Raw genomic sequence first — 24,168 nt, forward strand, 5'->3', positions numbered from 1 at the left:
CAGACGCCATGAGGCTTATGTCTTTCCCTGATCGTCTTACGCTCGCTGGCCTTGCCGCCGTCTTCACCTGCCTGCTGGGATGGACTGCCGCCCATGCCGACAACTACACGCTCGTTCCCGAGGACAAGATAAAACTTCGGGTCGTGGAATGGCGTTCCACCGACTCCAAATATGCAAGTTGGGAAGCTCTCGACGGAACCTACAACGTCGATGATGCCGGCAATCTGTCGATCCCGATTGCCGGTCAGATCAGGGCCTCCGGGCAGACGACCGAGCAATTGTCGGAGACCATTTCAGACGCGTTGGCTGAAAAAGCCGACCTTCCCGGAAGACCTTTCATCGCTGTCGAGATCGACCAGCATGCGCCGATCTTCGTCAACGGCAGCATCGAGCGGCCGGGACGCTATCCCTTCGAGGCCAACATGACTGTCATGAAAGCCGTCAGCATTGCTGGCGGCTATATGCGGGCGCGTGACGAGAGCAGCTACTATGACAGGGACCGCATTCAGGCAGCCGGCGACTATCGCACAGCCGTCTTGAACCGCCGCGATCTCCTGATGCGCGCTGCGCGCCTGCGGGCCGAGATTGCCGGTCAGCCCGATTTCGACATTCCCTCGGAGATCGGCGGTGTGCCCGACATCGGCAAGCTCAAGGCAGAGGAACTGAACCTGATGCGCCTGAGAGCTGTCGAGACCAACAGCAAGGTCGAGGCGGCTGATGATCTGAGCCGTCTCTACACCCAGGAAATCCAGTCTCTCGAAGCCAAGGTTGTCTCCCAGAAGCGGCAGATCGATCTCGCACAGCAGGAGCTAAACAACGTCAACAGCCTCGTCAGCAAGGGCTTGACCAGCAATACCCGCCAATTTTCCGTCGATCGGAGCTTGGCCGAAACTCAAAGCGAACTGCTGGATCTGGAGATCGCACTCACCAAATCCCGTCAGGGCTTGAACGAGAGCCAGCGCGAAAAGGCTGATGTCATCAACAAGCGCAATGCCGAAAACCAGCAGGAGCTGAACACGATCAGCCTCGCGATCAACAAGGCGGGGATCGACATGCAGGTGGCGCAACTGCTCGGCGACCAGGCCGGATATAGTGCGGAACTCGCCCGCATGGGCGCGGAATCGACCCTGCTCGGAACGACGAAGAAGAACTTCAAGATCGTTCGTCGCAACGAGGATGGCAGTTACAGCAATATCGTCGCAGACGAGAACACGGCCCTGTTGCCGCACGACATCATCGAAATCGGCGTCGAGGCAGCCGCGGATGCCTCCTCTGCGGCATCGCAGCCTCAGCAGCCGGCCGGCGCCCTCGTTCCCAATGTAGCCCGAAGCGATGCGCCCCGTCCGGAATGGGTACCGCAGACGGGATCGAACTAGGAGACCACGGTAGGAATATGCCTGTTAGCGTCGGAATTGAGTTCATGTCCGCATCTATGGAAAATCTTCGACCCGGCTCGGAGGTTTCTGCATGACAATTGAACCGATCGGCTTCCTCGTCTTCCTGCTTGGCCTGGCGCTCGTCTATTATGGATTCCGCTTTGCGATCACGGCGCTCTGCATCTCCACGCTGCTCGGCGCGGCCGCAGCCTTCCAACTTCCCGCCCTCGGCGGCAGCAGCATTCAGCCGAGCCATCTCCTGCTGCTCTTCGTGACGATCGGTGTGCTGCTGCGTCCGCGGCAGAAACAGGCGGCGCTGACAAGTCTCGCCTATCCCGGCCCCGGCTTCTGGTTTGCTGCCTATGTCCTGTTTTCTGCGGTATCGGCCTTCTTCCTGCCGCGCATTTTCGCCGGCGCGACATTGGTGTATTCATCCGCACGCAGCAGTTCCGGCTTGATGTCGATCATGGCGTCGCCGCTGGCGCCGGGTTCCTCCAATCTCACGCAGTCCGTCTACTTGCTCGGCGATCTCATATGCTTCGCCATTGTCTGTGGTTTTGCCCGGCTTGGACATGGACGCTTCATTGCCCGCCAGCTCATCGTTACGGCGCTCATCTGCCTCGGTTTCGCCCTCGTCGATATTGCGACCTTCACGATCGGCCAGCCCGACCTGCTCGATTTCATTCGAAACGCCAACTACACGATGCACACGGCCGAAGTGATCGGCGGTTTCAAGCGTATCGTCGGCTCCTTCCCGGAGGCAAGTGCCTACGGCGCAGCAGCCTTGGTCTTCTTCTCTTTCACACTCATCCTGTGGCTTGAGCGCTTTCCGAGCCGTTTCACCGGCTTTGCGACGATATCGGTCGGCCTCACCGTCATCCTCTGTACCTCGACGACCGCCTATGCCGCCGGTCTCTTCATGATCGTGGTTGCAGTGCTGTTCAGCCTGAGGCGCCTTCTGAGCGGCCAGGCGACTCGTCCCTATGCAACCTTCCTTTTGATCATGCTGCTTATGGTGCCCTGTCTAATCATGGCCGTGGCGCTGATCCCGAGTGCCTGGAACGCCATTGGCGACCTGGCGAATGCAACAGTTGCCAACAAGCTCGAATCCCAATCCGGCGAAGAACGTACCGCCTGGAACACGCTGGCGCTGATCTCCTTCATCGAAACGGCGACCTTCGGAGCGGGGCTCGGTACGGTGCGGGCATCGAGCTTCGCCGCAGCCCTTCTGTCGAATGTCGGCCTTACCGGCACTGCTCTCTTCCTGCTCTTCCTCTATAGCCTGCTGAAGGCTGCGGCTCGCAGCAAACTGGTGAACCGTGAAAACCGGGCGATCGGCATGGCGGCGGTTTTCGCCTCCGTCGCACAGATCGCCTCGGCAACGATCTCCGGAAGCAGCACCGATCTCGGCCTGCTTTTCAGCATCACGGCTGGACTTGCAAGCGGTTGCCTGACCGCGCCCTACCCGCTGACGAACCGTATGGCCCGCCTGCAGAGGACACCGGCATCTCTGATGAGTACGCCGGTATTTTCGTCGCGATGATGCGCGGGGCGGAAAAAATGTCGGTTACGTCAGCCTTGCCGCTCGCTCGGCACAGGCGCCTGATCGGTGATGGCGCTTTCCTTGGACGACTTGCGGCTGCGGCGCCAGAAGCCGGTCGCAAAGACCCCCGTCACATAGCAGACCTGCATGAGCAGGAGGATACCGAGACCATAAAGCGCGGCTTCAAGCAGCGACGTGTTTTGATGGGCTACGATGCCGAAACCAAGAGCTACAATAATCGCGAAAATCGCGAAGGCCCAGGCGCGAATGGCTGCTCCGGCTGCGAGCGAAATCAGTATCACAATGATTGTGCCGTTCAGCATTGCGATGCCTTATTCCTTTCTATCGTCCCACCGAGCCCTGCGCCGGTTTTCACATTACAGGACCAGATCCACAACACCCAGCTTTTGGTAGTGGAGCGATAGCAATGGTTAATTTTCCCACAATCCATCGTGATCAAACCGCCGAAGAGGCACGATTGGCTCGCGATCGGATGAAAAATTTCCCGCTTGCGACAAGTGGGAGACAGCACCTCAACAACGGTAAATTTTTGACGGATTTGAATAAAGGCACTTCGAGACGAAGAACTGCGAGAAGGATTGTACCATGAGTAATCAGTGCGTGGCCTACGTTACGGATGTCGAATATTCTTTCCCCACTATTCTTTCGGCACTGCAGGCGCGGAAGTTTGCAAATCCCGAGACGGATGTCTGTGTTCTCATGTCGGAACACCTCGACAATTTCGAAGAGCTGAAAAGCCTGCTGGCGCTTAGCGGCGTCACGTTGATGGACGCGACGGAAGCGCTGCACGAATCTCTCGGCAAGCTCGACGGTTCGCATTTCATGGGCCGCATCAGCGTCAGCACCATGGCCAAGCTCGTGCTCGCACAGATCCTGCCTGACAACTATACCCAGATCATCTATCTGGACGGCGACACGCAGATCGTCAGCAGCCTTGCCGATCTCGAAAATGCGTTCGCTCCTCCCGGAAAATTCTTCGCAGCCCGCGATTACACGTCCATTCATGGACTGCTGCAAAACGGCAAGGACAGCAATTATTTCAATGCCGGCGTGTTGAAATTCCACCGCGACGGCTGGATCGGACCGGAAGCACTGCAGCTCTTTGCCACGAACCCGGAGGCTTGCGATGGCAAGCATGATCAGGGCGCGCTGAACTATGTCTGCGGCTCCTCGCTCATCCTGGTGTCGAACCGCTGGAACTTCCCCAAGCAATTTCTGCATCTGGTGGACATGTCCTCGCTTGCCATCGTCCACTACATGGCGCATCCCAAACCCTGGCACGGCACCTTCTTCCCGTGGAGCGACACCGAAAGCCAAGTCTACATCGACCTGCGCAAAACGCACCCGGCCTACAACGCGCTCTACCGGGGCATCAGCTTCGATCGCAAGATGGTCTACAAATATCGTTCGATGCGCGAGCGCGTGAGACATGCCCTGCAGAATGAGATGCCCAATCCACGCGTGCAGACGCTGCTCGCCGGCGACTATGTCGTCTGACGAAAAATTGGCCCGATCCCTGCAGGCAGAGCTGGTCATCAGAGCCGGCGCGAGTGTTCAGGAGCAGAAATGAGTGCTTTGACGACCAGCATCTCACACTACGCCAAGGCCCGTCTGCGCCGTTCGCTGAAGGCCGGCCAGATCGGCTATGCCGGCCTTCGCGACAGCCTGAAGCAGGCACGCCACGTGCTGATCTGCGTGATCCGCGACGAAGGACACCGGATGGAGTTCTTCCTGCAATATTATCGCGATCTCGGTGTCGAGCATTTCATCTGCATCGACAACGGCTCAAGCGACGGCACGGTCGAGCTCCTGTCCGGGATGGAGGATGTTTCACTGCTGTCAGCCAACGGTTCCTACAAGGCTGCGCGCTTTGGCAATGACTGGATCAACGCTGTCATGAACCGTCACTGCCAGGAGAAATGGGTTCTCTATGTCGATGCGGACGAGTTTCTGGTCTATCCGCATTGCGATACGCGTTCGATCAGCCAGTTGACCGCCTACATGGAATCCGTTGGCGCCCGCTCGCTGCGCTCGGTCATGATTGACATGTACAGCCGCAATCCCGTCAGCGAAAACGTCTGCGAGCCCGGCCGCAATCCGCTCGAAGTCTGCAGCCTCTTCGATCGCTCAGGCTATGAATCGCATTTCGACAGGAACAGTCGCACCATCTGGATCAAGGGCGGGGTACGAGGTCGCGTCTATTTTCGCGGCCGCATCTGGGATGGCCCTGCGCTCAACAAGATCCCGCTGATCTACGTATCCGGCGAGCGCCTCTATCTCAAATCCTCGCACCAGGTCTGGCCGCTCGCACTGAACCTTGGTGAAATGCGCGGCGCCGTTGGTATCACCAGCGCCCTCCTGCACTTCAAGTTTCTGTCGAGCTTCCTCAACAAGGTCGCCGATCCCGCCAACCGCTCGGAGCATACTGCCGAATACACGATGTATTCCTCCCCCGAAGACGCCCGCAATTTCGTCTATACTGGTACTGGCACCTTCAGCCACTGGAAGGATCTCACCGACAGCGGTCTTATACAGGGCGAAGGCTGGCAATTCTGGCGCAGCGCCTCCGATAGCGAGGTGCAGCAGCAGACCTTGCTCTCACAGGAAAAAGCAGCCACCCCGGCGCAGGGAGGCGCAGTCATCGTGGGTGAAGCGCAGGCCTCCCGTTGAATTCGCGCCCCTTCACCTCGTCGCTGTCGAGGCTGCTATAAAGACTCGTATTAACACCCGCATTTACGGTAACTTACTTCCATCCGCGATTTGCCGCGGCCTAGAGTGCCGGACTGTTGAACCAGGAAGTGATCATGCTGCGACGCATTCTCCTCGCCGCACTTTCCGTGCTGGCAGGCTGCGGCCATCCGACCGGGGTGATGACCCCTGTCGTCCTCACGGCCAATACTCCGAAAACCTCACAGGTCGAAATGCTGGTGGCGACCACCCGTCAGCCTTCCGCAAATCCTGCGACGCTTTTCAATGGAGAGCGCAGTCCGAAACCCTACCTGACGGATATCGCAATTTCCATTCCGCCGAAGCGTGCGGCCGGCACCGTACAGTGGCCCGAAAAGCTGCCGCCGAACCCGGCGACAGATTTCGCGGTCACGCGGGTCGAGCAGCTCGAGACGCGGGCTGAAGGGCGTGCCTGGTTCCAGCAGCATCTGGTCGACGGCCACGCACTCGTTTTCATACACGGCTTCAACAATACCTATGAGGACTCCGTCTTCCGTCTCGCCCAGATCGTTCACGACAGCGGCATGAAGGCGACGCCGGTCCTTTTCACCTGGCCTTCGCGTGCGAAGCTGACGGCCTATGAATACGACAAGGAAAGCACGAACTATTCGCGCACGGCACTCGAACAGGCGCTGCGAATCCTCGCCCAGGATCCAAGCGTCAAGGATATCACCATTCTTGCGCATTCGATGGGAACCTGGCTTGCCATGGAATCCCTGCGCCAGATGGGCATCCGTGACGGGCATGTGAACACCAAGATCCGCGATGTCATTCTTGCCTCCCCCGATATCGACATACAGGTCTTTGCCAAGCAGTTCGTGGAAATGGGCACACCCCGTCCGAAATTCACGATCTTCGTCTCGCAGGATGATCGGGCTCTGGCAGTCTCGAGCTTCATCACCGGAAAAGTCTCCCGGCTCGGTGCCATCGACCCGTCCAAGGAGCCCTATCGCAGCCGGCTGGAAGAAGCCGGCATTACCGCGATCGATCTGACCAAGGTCGACACCGGCGACAAGCTCAATCACGGCAAGTTTGCCGAAAGCCCCGAAATCGTGCAGCTCATCGGCCAGCGGTTGATGACGGGCCAGACCCTGACGGATTCCAACATCACGCTCGGCGAAGGCGTTGCCGCCGTCGTAGGCGGTACGGTGCAGACTGTGGGCAAGGTCGCCGGCACGGCGGTAGCCGCGCCGCTGACGATCGTCGGACAGCCTCTGCCAACCGCCGCAAAACCAGTAGAAGTCGAAGATACTCTTCGCGCCGATCCGCAATCGCAGCCGCTGACGCAGTAACGAACGCGATTTACGTGGGCGGTTACGTCCAGCAACATCGGCATTTACGGTAACGTACTTCCGCAGATGGCCTCAAAGTAGAAGTCTCTCCCGGTCGAATGGCGACGATCCAGTTCCGGCGGGCTCCGGCCTGCCCGACACCAGGGAGAGCGTAATGTTGAACGACCTTGCGGCGGGGAGAACGTGATGGCCACGACACTCTCCGGCAGACTTCTTTCGGCGACGGCAGCAGTGGCAATGAGCCTTGCCGCAGCACCTTTCATTTCATCGGCCTATGCCCAGGAAGCGTCCCCCGCCGCCCCGGCCGCGCCAGCCCCTGCACCGACACCCGACAAGCCGAACATTCTCGTCATCTTCGGTGACGATATCGGCCAGACCAATATCAGCGCCTATTCCTTCGGCGTGATGGGCTACAGGACCCCGAATATCGACCGTCTGGCCAAGGAAGGCCTGATGTTCACCGATTATTACGCCGAAAACAGCTGCACGGCCGGGCGCTCCACCTTCATCACCGGCCAGGTCTGCCTGCGCACCGGCCTCTGCAAGGTCGGCATTCCCGGCGCCACCGTCGGCCTGCAGCCGCGGGACATCACCATCGCCCAGGCCCTGAAGCCGCTCGGTTATGCGACGGGCCAGTTCGGCAAGAACCATCTCGGCGACCGCGACGAATTCCTCCCGACCAATCACGGCTTCGATGAATTCTACGGTAATCTCTACCACCTCAACGCCGAGGAAGAGCCCGAACGTCCCTATTATCCGAAAGACGACGCGGAATTCGTGCGCACCAATTCGCCACGCGGCGTCCTGAAGGCGTCTGCCGACGGCAAGATCGAGGATACCGGCGCGCTCAACACAAAGCGCATGGAAACGATCGACGACGAGACGACCGCAGCCGCGATCGACTTCATGGACAGACAGGTGAAGGCCGGCAAGCCCTTCTTCACCTGGATGAACACGACCCGCATGCATGTCTTCACCCACGTGCGGGAATCGATGAAGGGGCAAAGCGGCATGCCGGGCAACGACTATGCCGACGGCATGGTCGAGCATGACGGCGATGTCGGCAAGCTGTTGAAAGCGCTCGACGACCTGAATGTCGCGGACAACACGATCGTCGTCTACACAACCGATAACGGCCCCAACCAGTTCTCGTGGCCCGACGCGGCAACGACCGCATTCCGCAGTGAGAAGGATACGAACTGGGAAGGCGCGTTCCGTGTTCCCGCGATCATCCGCTGGCCCGGCAAGATCAAGGCCGGCGAAGTCTCGAACGATATGATGTCCGGGCTCGACTGGTTCCCGACCCTGCTCGCCGCCGCCGGCGACGGCGATATCAAGGATAGGCTTGCGAAAGGCACCTCGATCAGCGGCAATCAGTTCAAGGTTCACCTCGACGGCTACAACCAGCTCCCCTACCTGACGGGACAACAGCCGAAGTCGGCGCGTGACGAGTTCTTCTACTTCAACGACGACGGTGAACTCGTCGCCTATCGCTACGGCAACTGGAAGATCGTCTTCTGCGAACAGCGCCAACCGGGAGGCTTCGTGGTATGGGCGAACCCCTTCACCTGCCTGCGGGTGCCGAAAGTGTTCAACCTGCGGATGGATCCCTACGAGCGCGCGGATGTCGTGTCGGATCAATATTATGACTGGGTGATGAAGAATGCCTATATCGTCCAATATGGCGTCTACAAGGTCGCACCCTTCCTCCAGACCTTCCGCGAATACCCACCGAGCCAACGGCCCGCAAGCTTCAGCGTCGACCAGATGATCGCGGCCCTGATGAGTTCGCTCGACCAGAATCCGGGAGGAAGTCGGTAGCTCTTTCTCCCGACCAAGACCGGCGCGGCGATTTCGCCGCGCCCCAACGCAATTGGCGAGGCTCCCATGACGGCACGCGACGACATCCTCGATCTCGGCAAGCGCATCGGCCAGTCGATCATCGGCCAGGAGGCGATGGTCGAGCGCTTGCTGCTCGGTCTGCTCGCCAACGGCCATCTTCTTGTCGAAGGCCTGCCGGGACTGGCCAAGACGCGGGCGATCAAGAGCCTCGCAAAAAACCTCGATTCAGAGCTTTCGCGCGTCCAATTCACGCCGGACCTGCTGCCTGCCGATATTACCGGATCGGAGATCTATTTCTCGGAAGGCGGCAAGGGCGAATTCAAGTTTCAGCAGGGACCGATCTTCGCCAATCTCATTCTTGCCGACGAGATCAACCGTGCGCCCGCCAAGGTGCAGTCCGCCCTTCTGGAGGCGATGGAGGAACGGCAGGTCACCGTCGGCGGCAAGAGTTATCCGCTGCCTGATCTCTTCATGGTCATGGCGACGCAAAACCCGATCGAGCAGGAGGGCACCTATCCCCTGCCCGAGGCGCAACTCGACCGCTTCCTCATGCATGTCGAGGTCACCTATCCCGATGAGCAATCGGAAGCCGCGATCATGCGTCTCAACCGGGACGAGGAGAACAGTGCCCACAGCAAAGGCGCCGCTCCGGCCACCGAGCGACTGAACCCACAGGCGGTCTTCGATGCCCGCAAGGAAATCGGTGCGGTGACGGTCTCCGAACCGGTCGAGAAATATATCGTCGCTCTCGTCTTCGCCACGCGTTACCCGGATCGCTACGACAAGGATCTGGCGAGCCTCCTGCAGGTTGGCGTCAGCCCGCGCGGCGCCATCAGCCTCGACAAGGTCTCCCGCGCATATGCCTGGCTGAAGGGTCGCGACTATGTAACCCCCGACGATGTGAAGGCGATTGTCAACGATGTCTTTCGCCATCGCCTCATCCTGTCTTACGAGGCCCATGCCGCCAATACGAGCGCCGATCAGGTCATCGATCGCATCACCGAACTGGTTGCGGTCTCATGAGCACGGGCGCCCTCAGCAGCGACGGCGTCTATGTCACGACGGAACAGCTCGTCGCTCTCGAGGGTCGTGCCCGCAATCTGACTTTCGTCCAGAAAGCAAAAAGCCATCAGCAGCTCGCCGGCCGGATGCAGTCAGCCCTACGCGGCCGCGGCCTGATCTTCGAGGAATTGCGGGATTATCTGCCGGGCGACGATATCCGCTCCATCGACTGGCGCGTGACGGCGCGCACCGGCACGCCGGTCGTCCGCATCTACGGCGAGGAGAAGGAGCGGCCGGCAATCCTCGTCGTCGACCAGCGGATCAATATGTTTTTCGGCAGCCGCCGCGCCATGAAATCCGTCACTGCCGCCGAAGCAGCCATGCTCTGTGCCTGGCGCATCCTGGGATCAGGCGATCGGGTGGGCGGTTTTATCTTTGGGGATGGCGACATCGAGGAAGTAAAGCCGCATCGTAGCCGCAATGCCGTCATCGCTCTTGCCGACAAGATCGCCACCAGGAATGCCGCGCTGAAAGCCGCCTTTGCCGGCACGCCCTCGCCGGGTTCACTCGATGACGTGCTGCGCCGCGTCACAGGCATCGCCCATCACGATCATCTCGTCGTCATCATCAGCGATTTCAGCGGACACGGCGAAGCGACCCGCGACCTGCTTTTGGCGCTCTCCGCCCGCAACGACGTGATCTGTCTTTTGATCTACGACCCATTCCTTCTGGAGCTTCCCAAATCCGCCGATATCGTCATCAGCGGCGGCGGATTGCAGGCCGAACTGTCACTGAGCCAAGCCGGCGTGCGGAAATCCATCGACACTTTCGCTCGCAATCGCGGTCGCGAACTGATGGCCTGGCAGCGTGAACTCGGCCTCCCCATGCTCCCTGTCTCGACGGCGGAGGAGACTGCCCCGCAGCTGCGCCGCCTGCTCGAACAATCCGCCTGGCGGCAGCGGAGGCGCTGATGGAGCAGACAGTCCAACTCGATCCAATGACCCAGACGGCGCTCCGCTCTTTGCATGACATCGCAGTTCCGCCGCCGGTCTCCTGGTTGCCCCAAACCTGGGGTTGGGCGGCATTGGGTGCATTGCTCGTCATCGCGCTGCTATCGGCCATCCTTGTCTGGCTCAGGCGATATCGCCGCAATGCCTACCGGCGGGAGGCGCTCCGGATGCTTGCCGCTATCGAAACCGACATCCGCAACCCGGCACGCCGCGACAAGGGCATCCACGAACTCACGGAACTGCTCAAGCGGACGGCGCTCGCGGCATGGCCGAGGAGCGATGTCGCGTCGGTGACCGGTCGGGCATGGATTGAGCGTCTGAACCAGAGCGGAGGGGCCGGCGCACTGGCGCGCCTGCTTGATGATCTCGAATATCACGACAGCGCGGCCATTGCCGCTCTTCCTCCTGATAGCACCGATGAACTCGTCCTCAAGTCAAGGCGATGGATCAGGGGGCACCATGTATCAGCTTGAGTATCCGTGGCTGCTTCTGCTGCTTCCGCTCCCCTTGCTGATCTGGTGGCTGCTGCCGCCTCATCGAGAAACATCGGCATCAATCCGCCTGCCGTTCTTCGATCAGGTCACACGTGCCGCAGGGGTTCAGCCGACCGAAGGTTCGGTCGTGCCGAAACGGACCCTGCTGCAGACGATCGCCGAGGGGCTTGCCTGGTGCCTTGTTGTGCTGGCGCTTGCCCGGCCGCAATTCGTCGAGCCACCCCTCGAAAAGACGGAGCCGCAGCGCGATATCCTGCTTGCGCTCGATCTCTCGCAATCGATGGAGACGCGTGATTTTCCGGTGCCCGATGGCAGCCTTGGAGCACGTGTCGATGCGGTACGGTCCGTGGTCTCCGATTTTGTCACGAAACGGCCTCACGACCGCCTGGGCCTGATCGCCTTCGGCGATGCGCCCTACCCGCTTGCACCTTTCACCATGGACCATGAACTCGTCCGGCTGATGATCAACGGATTGCTGCCCGGGATCGCCGGCCCACGCACATCGCTCGGGGATTCGATCGGCCTTGCGCTCAGAATGTTCGAAAAGACCACGGCACGCGAAAAAGTCCTGATCCTGCTGACCGATGGCAATGATACGGCAAGCAAGATGCCGCCGCTGAAGGCGGCAGAGATCGCCGGAAGAAATGACATTACCATTCATGCAATCGGCATCGGTGATCCCGCCGCGACAGGCGAGGACAAGCTGGATACGGCCACATTGCAGAAGATCGCCACCGATACCGGCGGACGCTATTTCTTCGGCGGCGACCAGAACCAGCTCGCGGCAATATACGACGTTCTGGATCAGATTACGCCTGACGAACAGAAGGTGGTGTCCTGGCGGCCGCGTATCGAACTTTTCCATTGGCCGTTGGGCGCTGCGATCGCCATTCTCGCGCTCTATCATCTCTTCGCAGGCTCTCTGGGCCTGATCCGCCGGAGGGCAGCGGCGTGATCACCGATCTTCATTTTCTGCGCCCGTGGTGGCTGCTCGTCTTGCTCGTTCCGCCCCTCATCCTCTGGCTTGCAGCCCGGTCGGACGATATTCGCGACCGCTGGAAGGGCATGATCGCGCCGCACCTGCTCGACAAACTGATTGTCGAGGCAAACCGCCATAGCCGCATCAATCCCTCATGGCTTCTGGCCGGCTTGATGGCTTTGGGCACGATCGCCGCGGCAGGTCCGTCATGGCGGCGCGAAGCACCGCCCTTTGTCGAGGATACCGCGCCCCTCGTCATTGCCGTTGATCTTTCCTCGACCATGGATGCGATCGACATCAGCCCCAGTCGCATCGAACGCGCCAAGCTGAAGATCCACGATATTCTCGCTGCGCGACCAGGAGCAAAGACCGCGATCGTCGCTTATGCCGGCACCGCCCATCTCGTCGTTCCGCTGACGGAGGATGCCTCCCTGATCGAGAGCTATTCGGATGCGCTGGCGACACGCATTATGCCCAAGCCCGGCAAGAGCACGCCCGACGCACTTTCGCTATCGAACAGCCTGTTCAAGTCGGAGAATACGACCGGCACGATCGTCTTCCTGACCGACGGCATCGAACCGGCCGGGGTCGATGCGCTCAAGGCGGCGAATGCCAACGGCATCATCATTCTAGGTATCGGCACCGCCGAGGGCGGACCGGTCAGGACGGCCGACGGAAACTTCCTGACCAACGCCGGTGGCGGGCGTCTATTGCCCAAGCTCGATATGGGGGCCCTGAAACAGCTGCAATCGGCAACGGGGGCTGACGTCGCCACCATCAGTGACGACGATACCGATGTGCGCTGGATCATCCAGCGCGTCAGCAAGAACTTTTCCGATGCGCAGGCGTCCGAGGGCAATCGCTGGCGTGATGCCGGCTGGTGGCTGGTCGCCCCGATTGCCTTGCTGCTTGCTTTTTCCTTCAGGCGTGGCTGGGTGGTCAGGGTCGGCGCCGTGCTTCTCGCTTTCCGGCTACTGATGCCATCTCCGGCGGAAGCGGCTGGTTTCGTCGATCTATGGCTGACGCCGGACCAGCAGGGCCGACTGGCTTTTGAACAGGGTGATTTTGAGGGGGCAGCCGACCATTTCCGAAACCCGATGTGGAAGGGTGCAGCACTTTACAGGGCCGGCCGCTTTCAGGATGCACTCGATGCCTTTGCCGCCGTCGATACGGCCGAGAGCTGGTACAATCAGGCAAACACGCTTCTGCACCTCGGCAAATTCGAGGAGGCCGTCACGGCCTATCAGAAGGCGATTGAAAAACGGAAGGACTGGCCGGAGGCTCAAGCCGATCTCATTATCGCAGAGCGATTGCTGAAAGAGCAGCAGGACAAGGAGCAGGAACAACAGCAACAGGACCCGAATCTGAAGCCTGACAGCGTTCAGTTCGACGACAAGGGAAAGCAGGGCAAGGAAGGCCAGGTAAGCATCGCCGAACAGACGTCGGAAATGTGGATGAAGAACATCCAGGCGAGCCCGGCGGACCTCATGGCGCGCAAGTTCGCCCTTGAAGCACAGGGACAAAAGCCATGATGCGCTTTACCCTGTCGCTTTGGTTGCTCCTGTCGGGAAATGCGCTCGCCGCCGAACCTTTTGCTCGTGCCGCGATCGAAGGCAGCGGCGAGATCGTGCCGGGACAGCAGGTACGCCTGACGGTGGATGTCTTCGTGCCCAATTTCTTCACCTCACCGCCGCAGTTTCCTCTGTTCGACGTTCCCAATGCCATGGTCACCCTGCCGGAGGAGCGCAGCGTGAACCTGACACAGACCATCGACGGTGTGCAATATTCCGGCATCCGCCGCAGCTATGCGATCGTACCGGAAGCATCCGGCCCCTACAGCCTGCCGGATATTCCGATTGAACTCGGATATGGCGTGGACGGAAAGCCGACGAAGGCGACGGTGACCATGCCCGGCATTTCCTTCACCGTTGGCGGCAACGCCCTGCCAAGCCAGCCGGGTTTTGTCGCACACGGCCTGACGATCGAGCAATCCTTCGATCGCGATCCAACCAAGCTGAAGGCCGGCGATGCGTTTTCGCGCACCATCACCATCACGGCCCTGGACACGCAGGCGATGATGATGCCGCCGGTGGAACTCGGCAGCGCAGCCGGCCTGCAGCAATATGTGAAGCCGCCGAAGATCGAAGACGGCATAGAAATGAACCGGGAAACAGCCAGCCGGCACACCGAAACGATCGTCTACACAGCCCCCGCCGCCGGCACATTCGACATACCGGCGGTTTCCTACCCCTGGTTCGATGTGGACAGCAAAGCCGAGAAAACCGCGACACTTCCCGACATCAAGGTCACGGTCGGCGCCGCAGCGGCCAAAGAGGCGATCGCACCGCAGCTTGAACAGCAAGAAGACCGTCGATCGCAGCAGATCAGCATCTGGCTCATTGCCGCGGTAGCCGTTGTCCTGGCAGCTGTCGCCTTCCTTCTCCGGCAGCTCATTCCCCGCTTCGCAGCATGGCGCACGAAACACCGGGATCTCAGGCAAAATTCCCGCTCATACCGGCTTCACCGGATGAAGCAGACCATCAGGAGCGGCAACGAAACCGCGGTCTATGCGGCCCTGCAGGCCTGGGCCTTCCAATGCGGATACCGGACCATCGCCGACTGGGTCGCAAGGGAAAGTTCCCCCGTCCTCAGGCACCAGATTGAGCTTTTGGAACGCAAGCTTTTTGGAGCACAGGTCGGACCTGACATCGACAGGGCGGCGATCATCAGGGCCGTCGCCCGGAGAGACGCAACGATCAGAGATAGAAAACCGCCAGCGCTGCCGCCGCTCAATCCGATCGCCGTCAACGGAAGAGACCTGGCCAGATAATACGCCGCGGTCCCTGCTTAACAATGCAGGAAGGGGCGTAGCCAGCCGGAGCAGCTGGTGCCGTAAATTTACGCCTGCCGTTACACCATCCGCGGGCGTGTTTACCGTAACGTACTTCCTTCCCTTCTACATACGCGCGAAGCTTCCGGCGCATATTCCGGAGGCGGTGATGGCATTGGCATTCGACGATCAGCAGAGGCCCGGTGCGGCGCCCGAAGGCATGGTCTGGATTCCGGGCCGGACCTTCATGATGGGCTCCAATGACCACTATCCCGAAGAGGCTCCCGCCCATCCGGTAAAGGTCGATGGCTTCTGGATCGACGAAATCCCCGTCACGAACCGCAGGTTCACCGAATTCGTCAGGGCGACCGGTTACGTGACGTCAGCCGAGAAGGCACCTGAGGCAAAGGACTATCCCGGCGCCAGGCCAGAGATGCTGCGCGCCGGATCGCTTGTCTTCTTTCAGCCGAAAAAGGTTGAAGGCCCCGATATCACTCAATGGTGGACCTTCAAGTTCGGCGCGAACTGGCGCCGGCCGCTCGGCGGTCTGAGCGACCTGCGCGGCAAGCTCGACCATCCTGTCGTGCACATCGCCTGGTGCGACGCGAAGGCCTATGCGGATTGGGCCGGCCTCGACCTGCCGACTGAAGCGGAATGGGAACTCGCAGCCCGCGGCGGTCTCGACGATGTGGAATTTGCGTGGGGCGACGAACTGATGCCTGGCGGCATTCCCATGGCCAACACCTGGCAGGGAACCTTCCCCGTCATGTCGGCAAAGCCGAAGGGCCATGAACGGACTTCGCCCGTTCGCAGCTTCCCGCCGAATGGTTACGGGCTTTACGACATGATCGGCAATGTCTGGGAATGGACCACTGACTACTGGTCCGACGGCCATCCCGAGCCCGCCGCAAAAGCCTGCTGCATTCCTGCCAATCCGCGCGGCGGCGGCGTGGAAGCCAGTTACGACCCGCGCCAACCGAGCATCCGCATTCCGCGACGGGTCTTGAAGGGCGGCTCGCATCTCTGCGCACCGAACTACTGCCGCCGCTATCGCCCCGCCGCGCGCCATGCCGAGCCGGAGGATACCTCGACCAGCCATCTCGGTTTCCGCTGCATTAAGAGAATTTCAGCTTCACCGGAGGATGTCCATGAGACGATCCGTTCGAGCCTTTGATGCCTGCCTTGCTTGCCTTGCCATCGCAGTCATTCTTCTGATCACGGCCACATGCAGCCCAGTGTCCGCGCAAGAGGTATTGCCCTCCTGGAACGACACATCCGCCAAAACACGCATCACGGATTTCGTTAGGGCAACCACGACGGAAGGCGGAGAGGCTTATGTGGCGCCGGAGAACCGCATCGCCGTCTTCGACAATGATGGCACGCTCTGGTCCGAGCAGCCCTATTATATCCAGCTTGGTTTCGTACTCGATCGCGTCAAGGCGCTGGCACCCCAGCATCCGGAATGGAAGACCAAGGAGCCCTTCAAGAGCGTTCTCGATGGCGATCTGAAAGGCATAGCCAAGGCTGGTGAAAAGGGCATGGTGGAACTCATGATGGCAACGCATGCCGGCATGACAACAGACGAGTTCACCAAGATCGCCACGGACTGGTTCGCCACGTCGAAACATCCCAAGACAGGCAAGCCTTTTACCGAGATGACCTACCTGCCGATGCGCGAGCTGCTGGACTATCTGCGTGCCAACGGCTTTCGCACCTATATCGTCTCCGGCGGCGGCATCGAGTTCATGCGTCCCGTCACGCAACAGCTCTACGGCATCCCGCCCGAGCAGGTCGTCGGCAGCACGATCGCGACCGAATACGAACTCGTCGGCGATGTACCGGTTCTCAAACGTTTGCCGAAGATCGACTTCGTCGACGACGGCCCGGGCAAGCCCGTCGGCATAAACAAGTTCATCGGCCTCAAGCCGATATTCGCGGCCGGCAACTCGGATGGAGATTACGAAATGCTGCGCTGGGCGACGTCAGGTAAAGGCTCGAGCTTTGGCCTGCTGGTCCACCACACCGACGCAGCCCGCGAATATGCCTATGACCGTGAATCAGCCTTTGGAAAACTGGACAAGGCGCTCGACGAGGCGGAGGGCCGCAATTGGCTGGTGGTCGACATGAAGAAAGACTGGAAGAAGGTTTTCGCCTTCGACCAGTGAAAAAGCACTCGCGACAGCGCCGCGAGTGCCTTCATCCGATCTCAGAAATGGAAGACGACGCCAAGGATCGGGCCGTGCTCGACGATGTCGCTGGTCAGGGTGTCGTCACTGTAGTTCACGCCAAGAGCGCGATAGCCGGCCATTGCCGAAATGGAGTCATTCCATTTGTAGCCGATACCCGCCATCACATCCCAGTCCAGATCGGCGCCACCGGCACCGATCAAACCCCACCCTGTCAGATAGACTGAAGGCGTAATCGAATAGACGCCGCGCAATCCTGCCATGGCATCGACCCAGGTGGCCTCATCGGTGCCCGACACGCCATCCAGCGGCCCGCCGGAAAAGGAAATCGTCGTTTCAGTGTACCAGATCTTCACGCCGCCGATGACATCGAGGCGACCACGGGGATCGTCAATCACCGCGTAGCCTGCACCGATCATCGCCGTGAACGTTTCCTCTTTCAGGTCGACCTCATCGGCCAATATACCGCGCGGTGTGGCGGAATCCGTGGTCACGCGGACATAGGCGATATCGGTAACGACGCTGAAACGATCGTAGCGCGCTTCGCCGGCGGCCATAAAAGCAAAATCGAGATCCGACAGAATGTCGCTGAAACTTTCGTTGGTATGAACTTCGGGAAGGCCGAAGACGGCGGTATCGCCGGTAATGCCGGCTACCCAGAAATAGGGCGATACTGAAAAAGTCCATTTATCCGGCTCGGCAGGCTGCGGCTGGGGTGCCAGAACAGGAGCAATATCCGCAGCCTGCACGACTACGGGTGCAGCCAGAATGGCCGCGGAAAGCAATAGTACGGTGGTTCGCATCCAATATCCCTCTGCTGACCCACGAAATGAACTTTGCCCCTGTGTCGATAGGATACATCTCCAGCTTCCGGCGTAAGTACGTTACGGTAAACCGCACCGTAAACGCCGCCGTAAACAGGCCTATCGTCTTTGGAATCTTGTGTCGCCCTTGCCATGGAAGCCGACAGGAGAGGCGCTTGCAGTTTTCCCATAGCACCGGCGGACTGGCTTTCAGATGAGCTTTGCAGCCAGCGGACGCGAGCATCTGGTCCCATCTATCGGCTCACGGCTCCGGTAACGTCATTGAGCGCAAACACTGCTCCAGCCTTGGCGAGCCCTTCCTCAATCTCTGCCGAAAGCAGCGGCTGGAAGCGTCTCGCCTCCAGCTTCCGCCGCAGGGTTCGTTCGAAATCAGGATCGCTGCCCCTAACATCGGCAAGCCGTTCTTTCGCCTGATCCGAACCGAGCTGGCCGAGTGCTGCGGCGCGCAAAGCGCGCACGACAAAATCAGTGCAGTTCACTTGTTCGGCAAGCAGTGACGCCTCCGACCAATCCCCTCGGCGATAGGCATCCAGCGCAAGAACGAGCATGGCATCGCGCGGCACGATATCGACAGCCCGTGCCGCATCCTGCGCCATGGAGACGCCGGCATCGAAGTAGCCGACCGAAAACAGCACAGAGGCAAACTTCGCCACCGCATCGGGATTGCTCGGATTGAGCGAAATCGCCCGGTTTCCTGCCTGCAATGCGGCATCGATCCGCCCATCGGCGAATTGCGCCATCATCAGCGCCACATGGGCGCGATCCGACATGGGAGCGATCGAAACCGCGCGGTTTGCCAAACCGAGAGCGCGCGCACGCACCGTGGCATCTCCGGCAGCAACCTCCGGCGCGATGAGAACGCGAGCAAGAAGCGCATTTGCATCGGAATTGCTCGGATCGGCCGCAAGCGTCCGTTCCAGGCAGGAGCGCACCGCCGCCATATCGTTCGAGCTGCCGTCATCGAGTTGGTATTCAGCGCGCAGAACACAAGCGTTTCCGATCGACTCCGCGCTGCTGGCATGCGTTTCGATATTGTTGATCGCCCCCCGCGTCGCAGCAAAGCGGCGAGCAAGAACATCGACAATTTCCTGGCGGGCAGCGGCAGGGCTCTTGCCGTCGATGGCGATCGTTTCGAGCCCCGATTTCAGGAGGTCACCAGAGCGACGGTCAACGATCTGCCACCAGACGCTCCTGATATCGCCGTCGCCATAATATTTCATGTCGATTTCATAGGTCATTCCGACCACTTTTTGGGTACGCACATCCGCATAACCGGACTTTGCAACCGTCAGCGTCTGGAATTGCGTCAGCGCCGTCAACAGCATGTCGCGCGTCTGGCTGGCTTCGCCCTGCAACCTGGTGTCGACGGCATCCATGGAAAGAGTGACCGACGGACGAACCGTGAGAGGCGGCTTCGATGCGTAGACGACAACGCCTGCGGCAATCGCGGCGCAGAGCAGCAGCGCTACACCCGCATGCATCGCCAATGGTCGCCCGGAGGGTGGAGCGGTAACAATGCTCTCGGCAACTTCGGAAACCGGAACATCATCCGGCATCTCAGGCAAATCACCTTCCAGCGCCAGCTCATCCTCTTCATGTTCGTAAGACAGGTGTGACCGGGGGAAAAGCGTCACATACGTCCCCTTGGGGATATGGATTGTCACATCCCGCTCGGCACCGAAGGCTTCGTAATAGTTCTCGACCGACGAGCGCAGCCGGCTGACCTCAATGCGCACGATTGGATCGTTCGAAGCATCGAAATTGCTCGCTCGCCCGAGAACATCCAGAGCGATGGAATAGGCCTTCACGCCCTCCTCGCAGCCGGCAAAACGCCTTTCCGCAAGATAGCTGAGGATGGCCCGTTGCCGTTCCGTAGCATGGAATCTAGGGTCGGACAGAATTCGTTCGAGTTCCGCCCTGGCCTCTGACAACGATACTTCGGATGCCCTTGCGTAGTGTACTTCAGCACCCATGACCGCCCCGTATGCGCTGATTAGGCTAAAGTAGAACAGAGATGTTTATCGCCGAGACGGTGGCCGGTTGCAACCGAAAATGCTAACAAAACCAGCAGGCGATCGATTTTAACGGGAGTTTACACCTCAATCCGGCACATTTGGGCGGTGTTCCAGCACGTATTGGATGATGTCGGATTCGATTTCGGCACAGATGGTCTCGTACTCGACCACCATCGGACAGTGTTCCTCTCCCTGCTGCCGCATGAGGCGTTCCAAGGTGAGGCTCGCTTCCTCATAAGCCTCGAAGAGATCGTTGAGCGAGCGGGATTTCGATGCGAGAAGCTGCAACCGACCCCGCATCGCGGGTAATTTCAGCATAAGCCGCCACAGCCCGCGCTGTGCGGTTTCCGTAGCGTTCCGCTTGATGCCTCCTTCCTTGTCCATTGGAGATCCGTGCCTCCTGCTCACCCAGCTCGACTATGAAGTGACAGGTGCAAGATGGAAGTACGTTACCGTAAATCCGCCGCCATTTACGCCTTTTCCCCGCCTTTACGCCAGAGTTTACAGTAAAGTACTCCCATAAACGCGTCGGCTGTGCGCATTCTTCCAGTATGGAAGGAGCCGTGCATGAACAGATCGGTAACGAGCTTTTCTGCGGCCGGCGGCTCCGCCGGGAGACATGGCAAATGATCAGGCTGGCGGTATTTTTTCTGGCTTTCCTCATCGGGACTTCGGTAGCGGCGCAGACCACGCCACCGCCGCCCCAGCAGAAGATCGACCAGTTGATAGGTTTGCTGCAGGATCCCGAAATCCAGGCCTGGCTGGAAAATCGCAAGAAGGAACAGGACGCGACAGCCGCAGCCGCTCAGCCATCGGGTTTTGCGACTTGGGAGGCACAGGCCCGCGCGCGCATCGACGGCATCCTTGCTGCAGTTCCGCGCATCCCCTCTGAAATGTATCAGGGCGCTGCCCGTGCGCGCCACGACGCCATCTCGCACGGCTATGCACCGATCTTCCTGATCTTTGCCGGTTTGGTCGCCATCGGCGGGGCAGCCGAATGGCTCTACAGGCGCGTCCGGCCTGCATCGATCGGCCCGATCGCCCGGCTTGTCCCGGTGGCGGTTTTCACCGTGGTCGTGGCAATCATATTCTTCGCCGTTGAATGGCCGCCGCTCGCCCGGCTCGTGCTGCTTGCCTACCTGGTTGCCTTCATCGTCTATCGCGTCGGTGCAGTGCTGATCGGTCTCGTGGAAAGCGACCGCCCCGCGCTCGCCATCCGTGCGAAGATCTTTCTCGGCATCGCCTTGTTCGCCGCGGCAACTGCAACACTTGGAGGACCGCTTGGTATCGATCCCGCTGTCACCGAGGCGATCGCCTACTGCTTCTCCATCCTTTTGCTGGTACTCGCCATTGAAACTGTCTGGTCGGCATTAAGCCACCCCCTCGCCATAAAGGCCGGCTTGACCGTTTTCCTGGTCCTCCTGTGGGGGCTCTGGTGCCTGGCGCTGCAGGGCCTTTTCTGGATTGGCGTCTACGCCCTTGTTCTGCCGGATCTGTTGCGGGCCACAGGCCGGGCCGCGGCAACGCTGACGACGGCCCCGCCGGAAAGCCCTAAGAGCATATTGCTTGTGCGCGGCAGCCGCGCAATTGTCACCGCGCTCGCCGTGGGCTGGCTGGCGCTCGTCTGGCGCTTCAACCCCAGTTCCATCGCACAGCAGAACCCGACGGTATCAGCCATTCTCTCCGGATTGCTGAAAGGTGTCATCGTGCTCCTGATCGCCGATCTTCTCTGGCAGCTTGCCAAAGGCTGGATTGACCGCACCATCAAGACCTCGGGAGATTCCACCGGTCTCGCACCTGCCGACGCCGCCAAACGCGCGCGGTTCCGCACGCTGCTGCCGATCTTCCGAAATGCGCTCGCCGTCATGGTCGTCGTCATGGCCGCCCTTATCGTACTCTCCCAGCTCGGCGTGGAGATCGGGCCGCTCATAGCCGGCGCCGGCATTTTCGGCGTTGCCATCGGCTTCGGATCGCAGACCCTCGTCAAGGATATCATCAGCGGCGTCTTCTATATGTTCGATGATGCCTTCCGCGTCGGCGAATATATTCAGGCGAAAAACTACAAGGGAACAGTGGAAGGCTTCAGCCTGCGCTCGGTACGGCTGCGCCATCACCGAGGCCCCGTCTTCACGGTGCCCTTCGGGGAGCTTGGTGCCGTGGAAAACATGAGCCGCGACTGGGTGATCGACAAATTCCGTATCTCAGTCGCCTATAACACCGACATCAACAAGGCCCGGAAAATTACCAAGGCGATCGGCGCCGAGCTGAAAGAAGATGCCGAGGTGGGGCCGCTCTTCATCGAGCCGCTCAAGATGAAGGGCGTCGAGGAATTCGGCGATTATGGCATCGTCCTCAGCTTCGCGATGACGACGGTGCCTGGCATGCAGACTTATATCCGGCGCAAGGCCTATGCGATGATCCGTGAGGCCTTCCAGAACAACGGCATCGAATTCGCCCAGCCGATGGTGCAGGTCGGCGGCGAGGACAAGAATGGCGCTGCCGCCGCCGCAACCACCTTACGAACCGCCCAGCAGCAGGCGAAAGCCGCGGGCGCAGAGGGCTGAGGCTCCGTGGCAGAATACTCGTCCGATGGACGGCTGCTGTTCCCGTCGCCGGCCCGACCTAGTCGGCTTCAACGAGATACCGCGTCAGCTTGGCGCTCGACATTTCGCGTGCAAGGCTTGCGGCCTGACCAGCCCACATATTGCTGAAATCCGACCTGCCTTCCTTCTCGGTCACTGCCCTCAGCGGCGCAAGCGCGCCGCCGGCGGTCGGAAATGCTGGTGCAGTCTCGGACAGCGGTCCGATCTCTCGCATGATGCGATTGACGATGCCGCGTGCGGGACGACCGGTAAAGATATTGGTCAGGGCAGTATTGTCGTCTCGCGCCGATTTCAGCGCATCGCGGTGAAAGGCCGTGACCTTTGCTTCCGGCGTCAAGAGATAGGCAGTCCCCACCTGAACGGCAGACGCACCAAGTGCAAAAGCGGCACGAACACCCCGGCGATCGCTGATGCCACCTGCTGCGATGACAGGCACGGAAACAGCATCGACGATCTGCGGCACGAGCGCCATCGTGCCCACTTGGGTTATCATGTCGTCGTCAAGAAAATTGCCGCGGTGCCCGCCGGCTTCCAACCCCATGGCGATGACCGCATCGACACCTCGCTCCACCAGCCAGCGCGCCTCCGCGACTGTCGTCGCTGAAGCGATGATCTTCGCACCCGTGCGCCGTACGCGTTCGAGCAGGTCCGCCCCCGGCAGGCCGAAATGGAAGCTGACGACCTCGGGCCGATAGCTTTCGACAAGCGCGCAATAGTCGTTGTCGAACGGCGCCCGCCCTGCCGCCGGAACCGGCGCAGCAGGATCGAGCCCCAGCTCGACATAATAGGGAGCAAGCACACTGCGCCATTTCATCTGGGCAACGGGATCTGTTGCCGGATTGGCATGTGCGAAGAAATTCACGTTGATCGGCTTTGATGTCGCCGAGCGTATCTGGTCGAGCGCCGCTTTCGTCTGTTCGATCGTCAGTAGCGCAGCAGGGAGGGATCCGAGACCGCCCGCCTCACTGGCCGCAATCACCATTTCGGGTGTGGTGGCCCCCGCCATCGGCGCCTGAATGATGGGAAGCTCGATTCCGAAGAGGTCGATGATACGATTGTCCTGCCAGTTGCCCATGAGACGATGCTCCATGCCTTGCGCTTGATAATAAAGCGAGTGGCGACCTTGCGGGCCGCCACGACACTATTTCTGCTTAGCTGCTTTTTCCGCAAGCTGCTTGCGATATTCAGGTACGGGCAGCCCACCCACACCCCAGCTTTCCATCTCCACCTCATCGATGACGACGAAGGTGCTGTCATGCGGCTTGCCCATGATGTCGAAGAGCAGATCGCTGACACCCTTGATCAAGGCTGCCTTCTGCTCCGGCGTCGTGCTGTTTGCACCCGGAGCCGTGCCTTCACGCGTCACTTTGATATTCACATAGGGCATTGTCGTTCTCCTTGAAGGACGGGGCAATGAGCGCCCC

The 24,168-nt window shown here is 60.1% G+C and carries 21 protein-coding genes; 15 read left to right on the top strand and 6 right to left on the bottom strand.

The features are described from left to right. Positions 1 to 8 precede the first annotated feature (8 nt). A complete protein-coding gene (locus FHT93_RS10795; protein ID WP_112543887.1) occupies positions 9 to 1,376 on the top strand; it encodes a polysaccharide biosynthesis/export family protein in 1,368 nt (455 codons plus the stop codon). Positions 1,377 to 1,467: 91 nt separating this feature from the next. Then, positions 1,468 to 2,919, top strand: a complete 1,452-nt coding sequence (locus FHT93_RS10800; RefSeq protein ID WP_112543886.1) for a hypothetical protein — start codon at positions 1,468 to 1,470, stop codon at positions 2,917 to 2,919. A gap of 29 nt (positions 2,920 to 2,948) precedes the next feature. Here the strand turns inward: FHT93_RS10800 and FHT93_RS10805 are convergent, their stop codons facing one another. Further along, positions 2,949 to 3,242, bottom strand: coding sequence for a hypothetical protein (locus FHT93_RS10805; protein ID WP_112543885.1), 294 nt, complete (start codon positions 3,240 to 3,242; stop codon positions 2,949 to 2,951). A 283-nt stretch (positions 3,243 to 3,525) separates the two neighbouring features. Here FHT93_RS10805 and FHT93_RS10810 point away from each other — a divergent pair, with 283 nt between their 5' ends. The 12 genes from FHT93_RS10810 to FHT93_RS10865 all read left to right on the top strand — a co-directional run bounded on the left by FHT93_RS10810 (position 3,526) and on the right by FHT93_RS10865 (position 17,281). Beyond that, positions 3,526 to 4,437 carry a glycosyltransferase gene (locus FHT93_RS10810; RefSeq protein WP_113014859.1) on the top strand — a complete coding sequence of 304 codons (912 nt, stop codon included), beginning with the start codon at positions 3,526 to 3,528 and terminating at the stop codon, positions 4,435 to 4,437. Between the two features lie 69 nt (positions 4,438 to 4,506). Next, positions 4,507 to 5,610: a glycosyltransferase family 2 protein gene (locus tag FHT93_RS10815; RefSeq protein WP_183847441.1), complete on the top strand. Its 1,104-nt coding sequence runs from the start codon at positions 4,507 to 4,509 to the stop codon at positions 5,608 to 5,610. Positions 5,611 to 5,744: 134 nt separating this feature from the next. Next, positions 5,745 to 6,959 carry an alpha/beta hydrolase gene (locus tag FHT93_RS10820; protein ID WP_113116789.1) on the top strand — a complete coding sequence of 405 codons (1,215 nt, stop codon included), beginning with the start codon at positions 5,745 to 5,747 and terminating at the stop codon, positions 6,957 to 6,959. Between the two features lie 186 nt (positions 6,960 to 7,145). Beyond that, positions 7,146 to 8,780 (top strand): arylsulfatase, encoded by a 1,635-nt coding sequence (locus FHT93_RS10825; RefSeq protein ID WP_113014857.1) that lies wholly within the window; start codon positions 7,146 to 7,148, stop codon positions 8,778 to 8,780. A gap of 66 nt (positions 8,781 to 8,846) precedes the next feature. Next, positions 8,847 to 9,824, top strand: a complete 978-nt coding sequence (locus tag FHT93_RS10830; protein WP_183847443.1) for a MoxR family ATPase — start codon at positions 8,847 to 8,849, stop codon at positions 9,822 to 9,824. After that, positions 9,821 to 10,774, top strand: coding sequence for a DUF58 domain-containing protein (locus FHT93_RS10835; RefSeq protein WP_018115124.1), 954 nt, complete (start codon positions 9,821 to 9,823; stop codon positions 10,772 to 10,774). The genes FHT93_RS10830 and FHT93_RS10835 overlap by 4 nt, the downstream gene beginning before the upstream one ends. Beyond that, positions 10,774 to 11,286, top strand: a complete 513-nt coding sequence (locus FHT93_RS10840) for a DUF4381 domain-containing protein (protein WP_113116792.1) — start codon at positions 10,774 to 10,776, stop codon at positions 11,284 to 11,286. Before FHT93_RS10835 ends, FHT93_RS10840 begins: the two co-directional genes overlap by 1 nt. Beyond that, positions 11,273 to 12,262 carry a VWA domain-containing protein gene (locus tag FHT93_RS10845; RefSeq protein WP_183847445.1) on the top strand — a complete coding sequence of 330 codons (990 nt, stop codon included), beginning with the start codon at positions 11,273 to 11,275 and terminating at the stop codon, positions 12,260 to 12,262. The genes FHT93_RS10840 and FHT93_RS10845 overlap by 14 nt, the downstream gene beginning before the upstream one ends. After that, positions 12,259 to 13,818, top strand: a complete 1,560-nt coding sequence (locus tag FHT93_RS10850) for a VWA domain-containing protein (RefSeq protein WP_183847447.1) — start codon at positions 12,259 to 12,261, stop codon at positions 13,816 to 13,818. Before FHT93_RS10845 ends, FHT93_RS10850 begins: the two co-directional genes overlap by 4 nt. Then, positions 13,815 to 15,116, top strand: coding sequence for a BatD family protein (locus FHT93_RS10855; protein WP_113014851.1), 1,302 nt, complete (start codon positions 13,815 to 13,817; stop codon positions 15,114 to 15,116). Before FHT93_RS10850 ends, FHT93_RS10855 begins: the two co-directional genes overlap by 4 nt. Positions 15,117 to 15,285: 169 nt before the next feature. After that, a complete protein-coding gene (locus FHT93_RS10860) occupies positions 15,286 to 16,290 on the top strand; it encodes a formylglycine-generating enzyme family protein (RefSeq protein ID WP_113014850.1) in 1,005 nt (334 codons plus the stop codon). Further along, complete coding sequence (locus FHT93_RS10865; RefSeq protein WP_183847449.1) at positions 16,265 to 17,281, top strand: HAD family hydrolase; 1,017 nt, start codon at positions 16,265 to 16,267, stop codon at positions 17,279 to 17,281. The genes FHT93_RS10860 and FHT93_RS10865 overlap by 26 nt, the downstream gene beginning before the upstream one ends. 41 nt (positions 17,282 to 17,322) lie before the next feature. Here the strand turns inward: FHT93_RS10865 and FHT93_RS10870 are convergent, their stop codons facing one another. The 3 genes from FHT93_RS10870 to FHT93_RS10880 form a co-directional block, all read right to left on the bottom strand. After that, positions 17,323 to 18,105, bottom strand: a complete 783-nt coding sequence (locus tag FHT93_RS10870) for a DUF481 domain-containing protein (protein WP_018115131.1) — start codon at positions 18,103 to 18,105, stop codon at positions 17,323 to 17,325. 254 nt (positions 18,106 to 18,359) lie between these two features. Continuing rightward, the gene (locus FHT93_RS10875) at positions 18,360 to 20,099 is read right to left on the bottom strand and encodes a hypothetical protein (protein WP_183847451.1); all 1,740 of its coding nucleotides are present in this window, start codon (positions 20,097 to 20,099) and stop codon (positions 18,360 to 18,362) included. A 126-nt stretch (positions 20,100 to 20,225) separates the two neighbouring features. Further along, a complete protein-coding gene (locus FHT93_RS10880; protein ID WP_018115133.1) occupies positions 20,226 to 20,525 on the bottom strand; it encodes a hypothetical protein in 300 nt (99 codons plus the stop codon). Positions 20,526 to 20,767: 242 nt separating this feature from the next. Here FHT93_RS10880 and FHT93_RS10885 point away from each other — a divergent pair, with 242 nt between their 5' ends. Then, positions 20,768 to 22,705, top strand: a complete 1,938-nt coding sequence (locus FHT93_RS10885) for a mechanosensitive ion channel family protein (RefSeq protein WP_183847453.1) — start codon at positions 20,768 to 20,770, stop codon at positions 22,703 to 22,705. Positions 22,706 to 22,763: 58 nt separating this feature from the next. Here the strand turns inward: FHT93_RS10885 and FHT93_RS10890 are convergent, their stop codons facing one another. Further along, positions 22,764 to 23,819, bottom strand: coding sequence for a nitronate monooxygenase family protein (locus FHT93_RS10890; RefSeq protein WP_113014847.1), 1,056 nt, complete (start codon positions 23,817 to 23,819; stop codon positions 22,764 to 22,766). Between the two features lie 66 nt (positions 23,820 to 23,885). After that, on the bottom strand, positions 23,886 to 24,131 hold the full coding sequence (locus tag FHT93_RS10895; protein WP_112543869.1) for a 4-oxalocrotonate tautomerase family protein: 246 nt from the start codon (positions 24,129 to 24,131) through the stop codon (positions 23,886 to 23,888). Positions 24,132 to 24,168 lie beyond the last annotated feature (37 nt).

Origin of the sequence: Rhizobium sp. BK379 (genome assembly GCF_014193955.1) — a bacterium.
GTDB lineage: Bacteria > Pseudomonadota > Alphaproteobacteria > Rhizobiales > Rhizobiaceae > Rhizobium.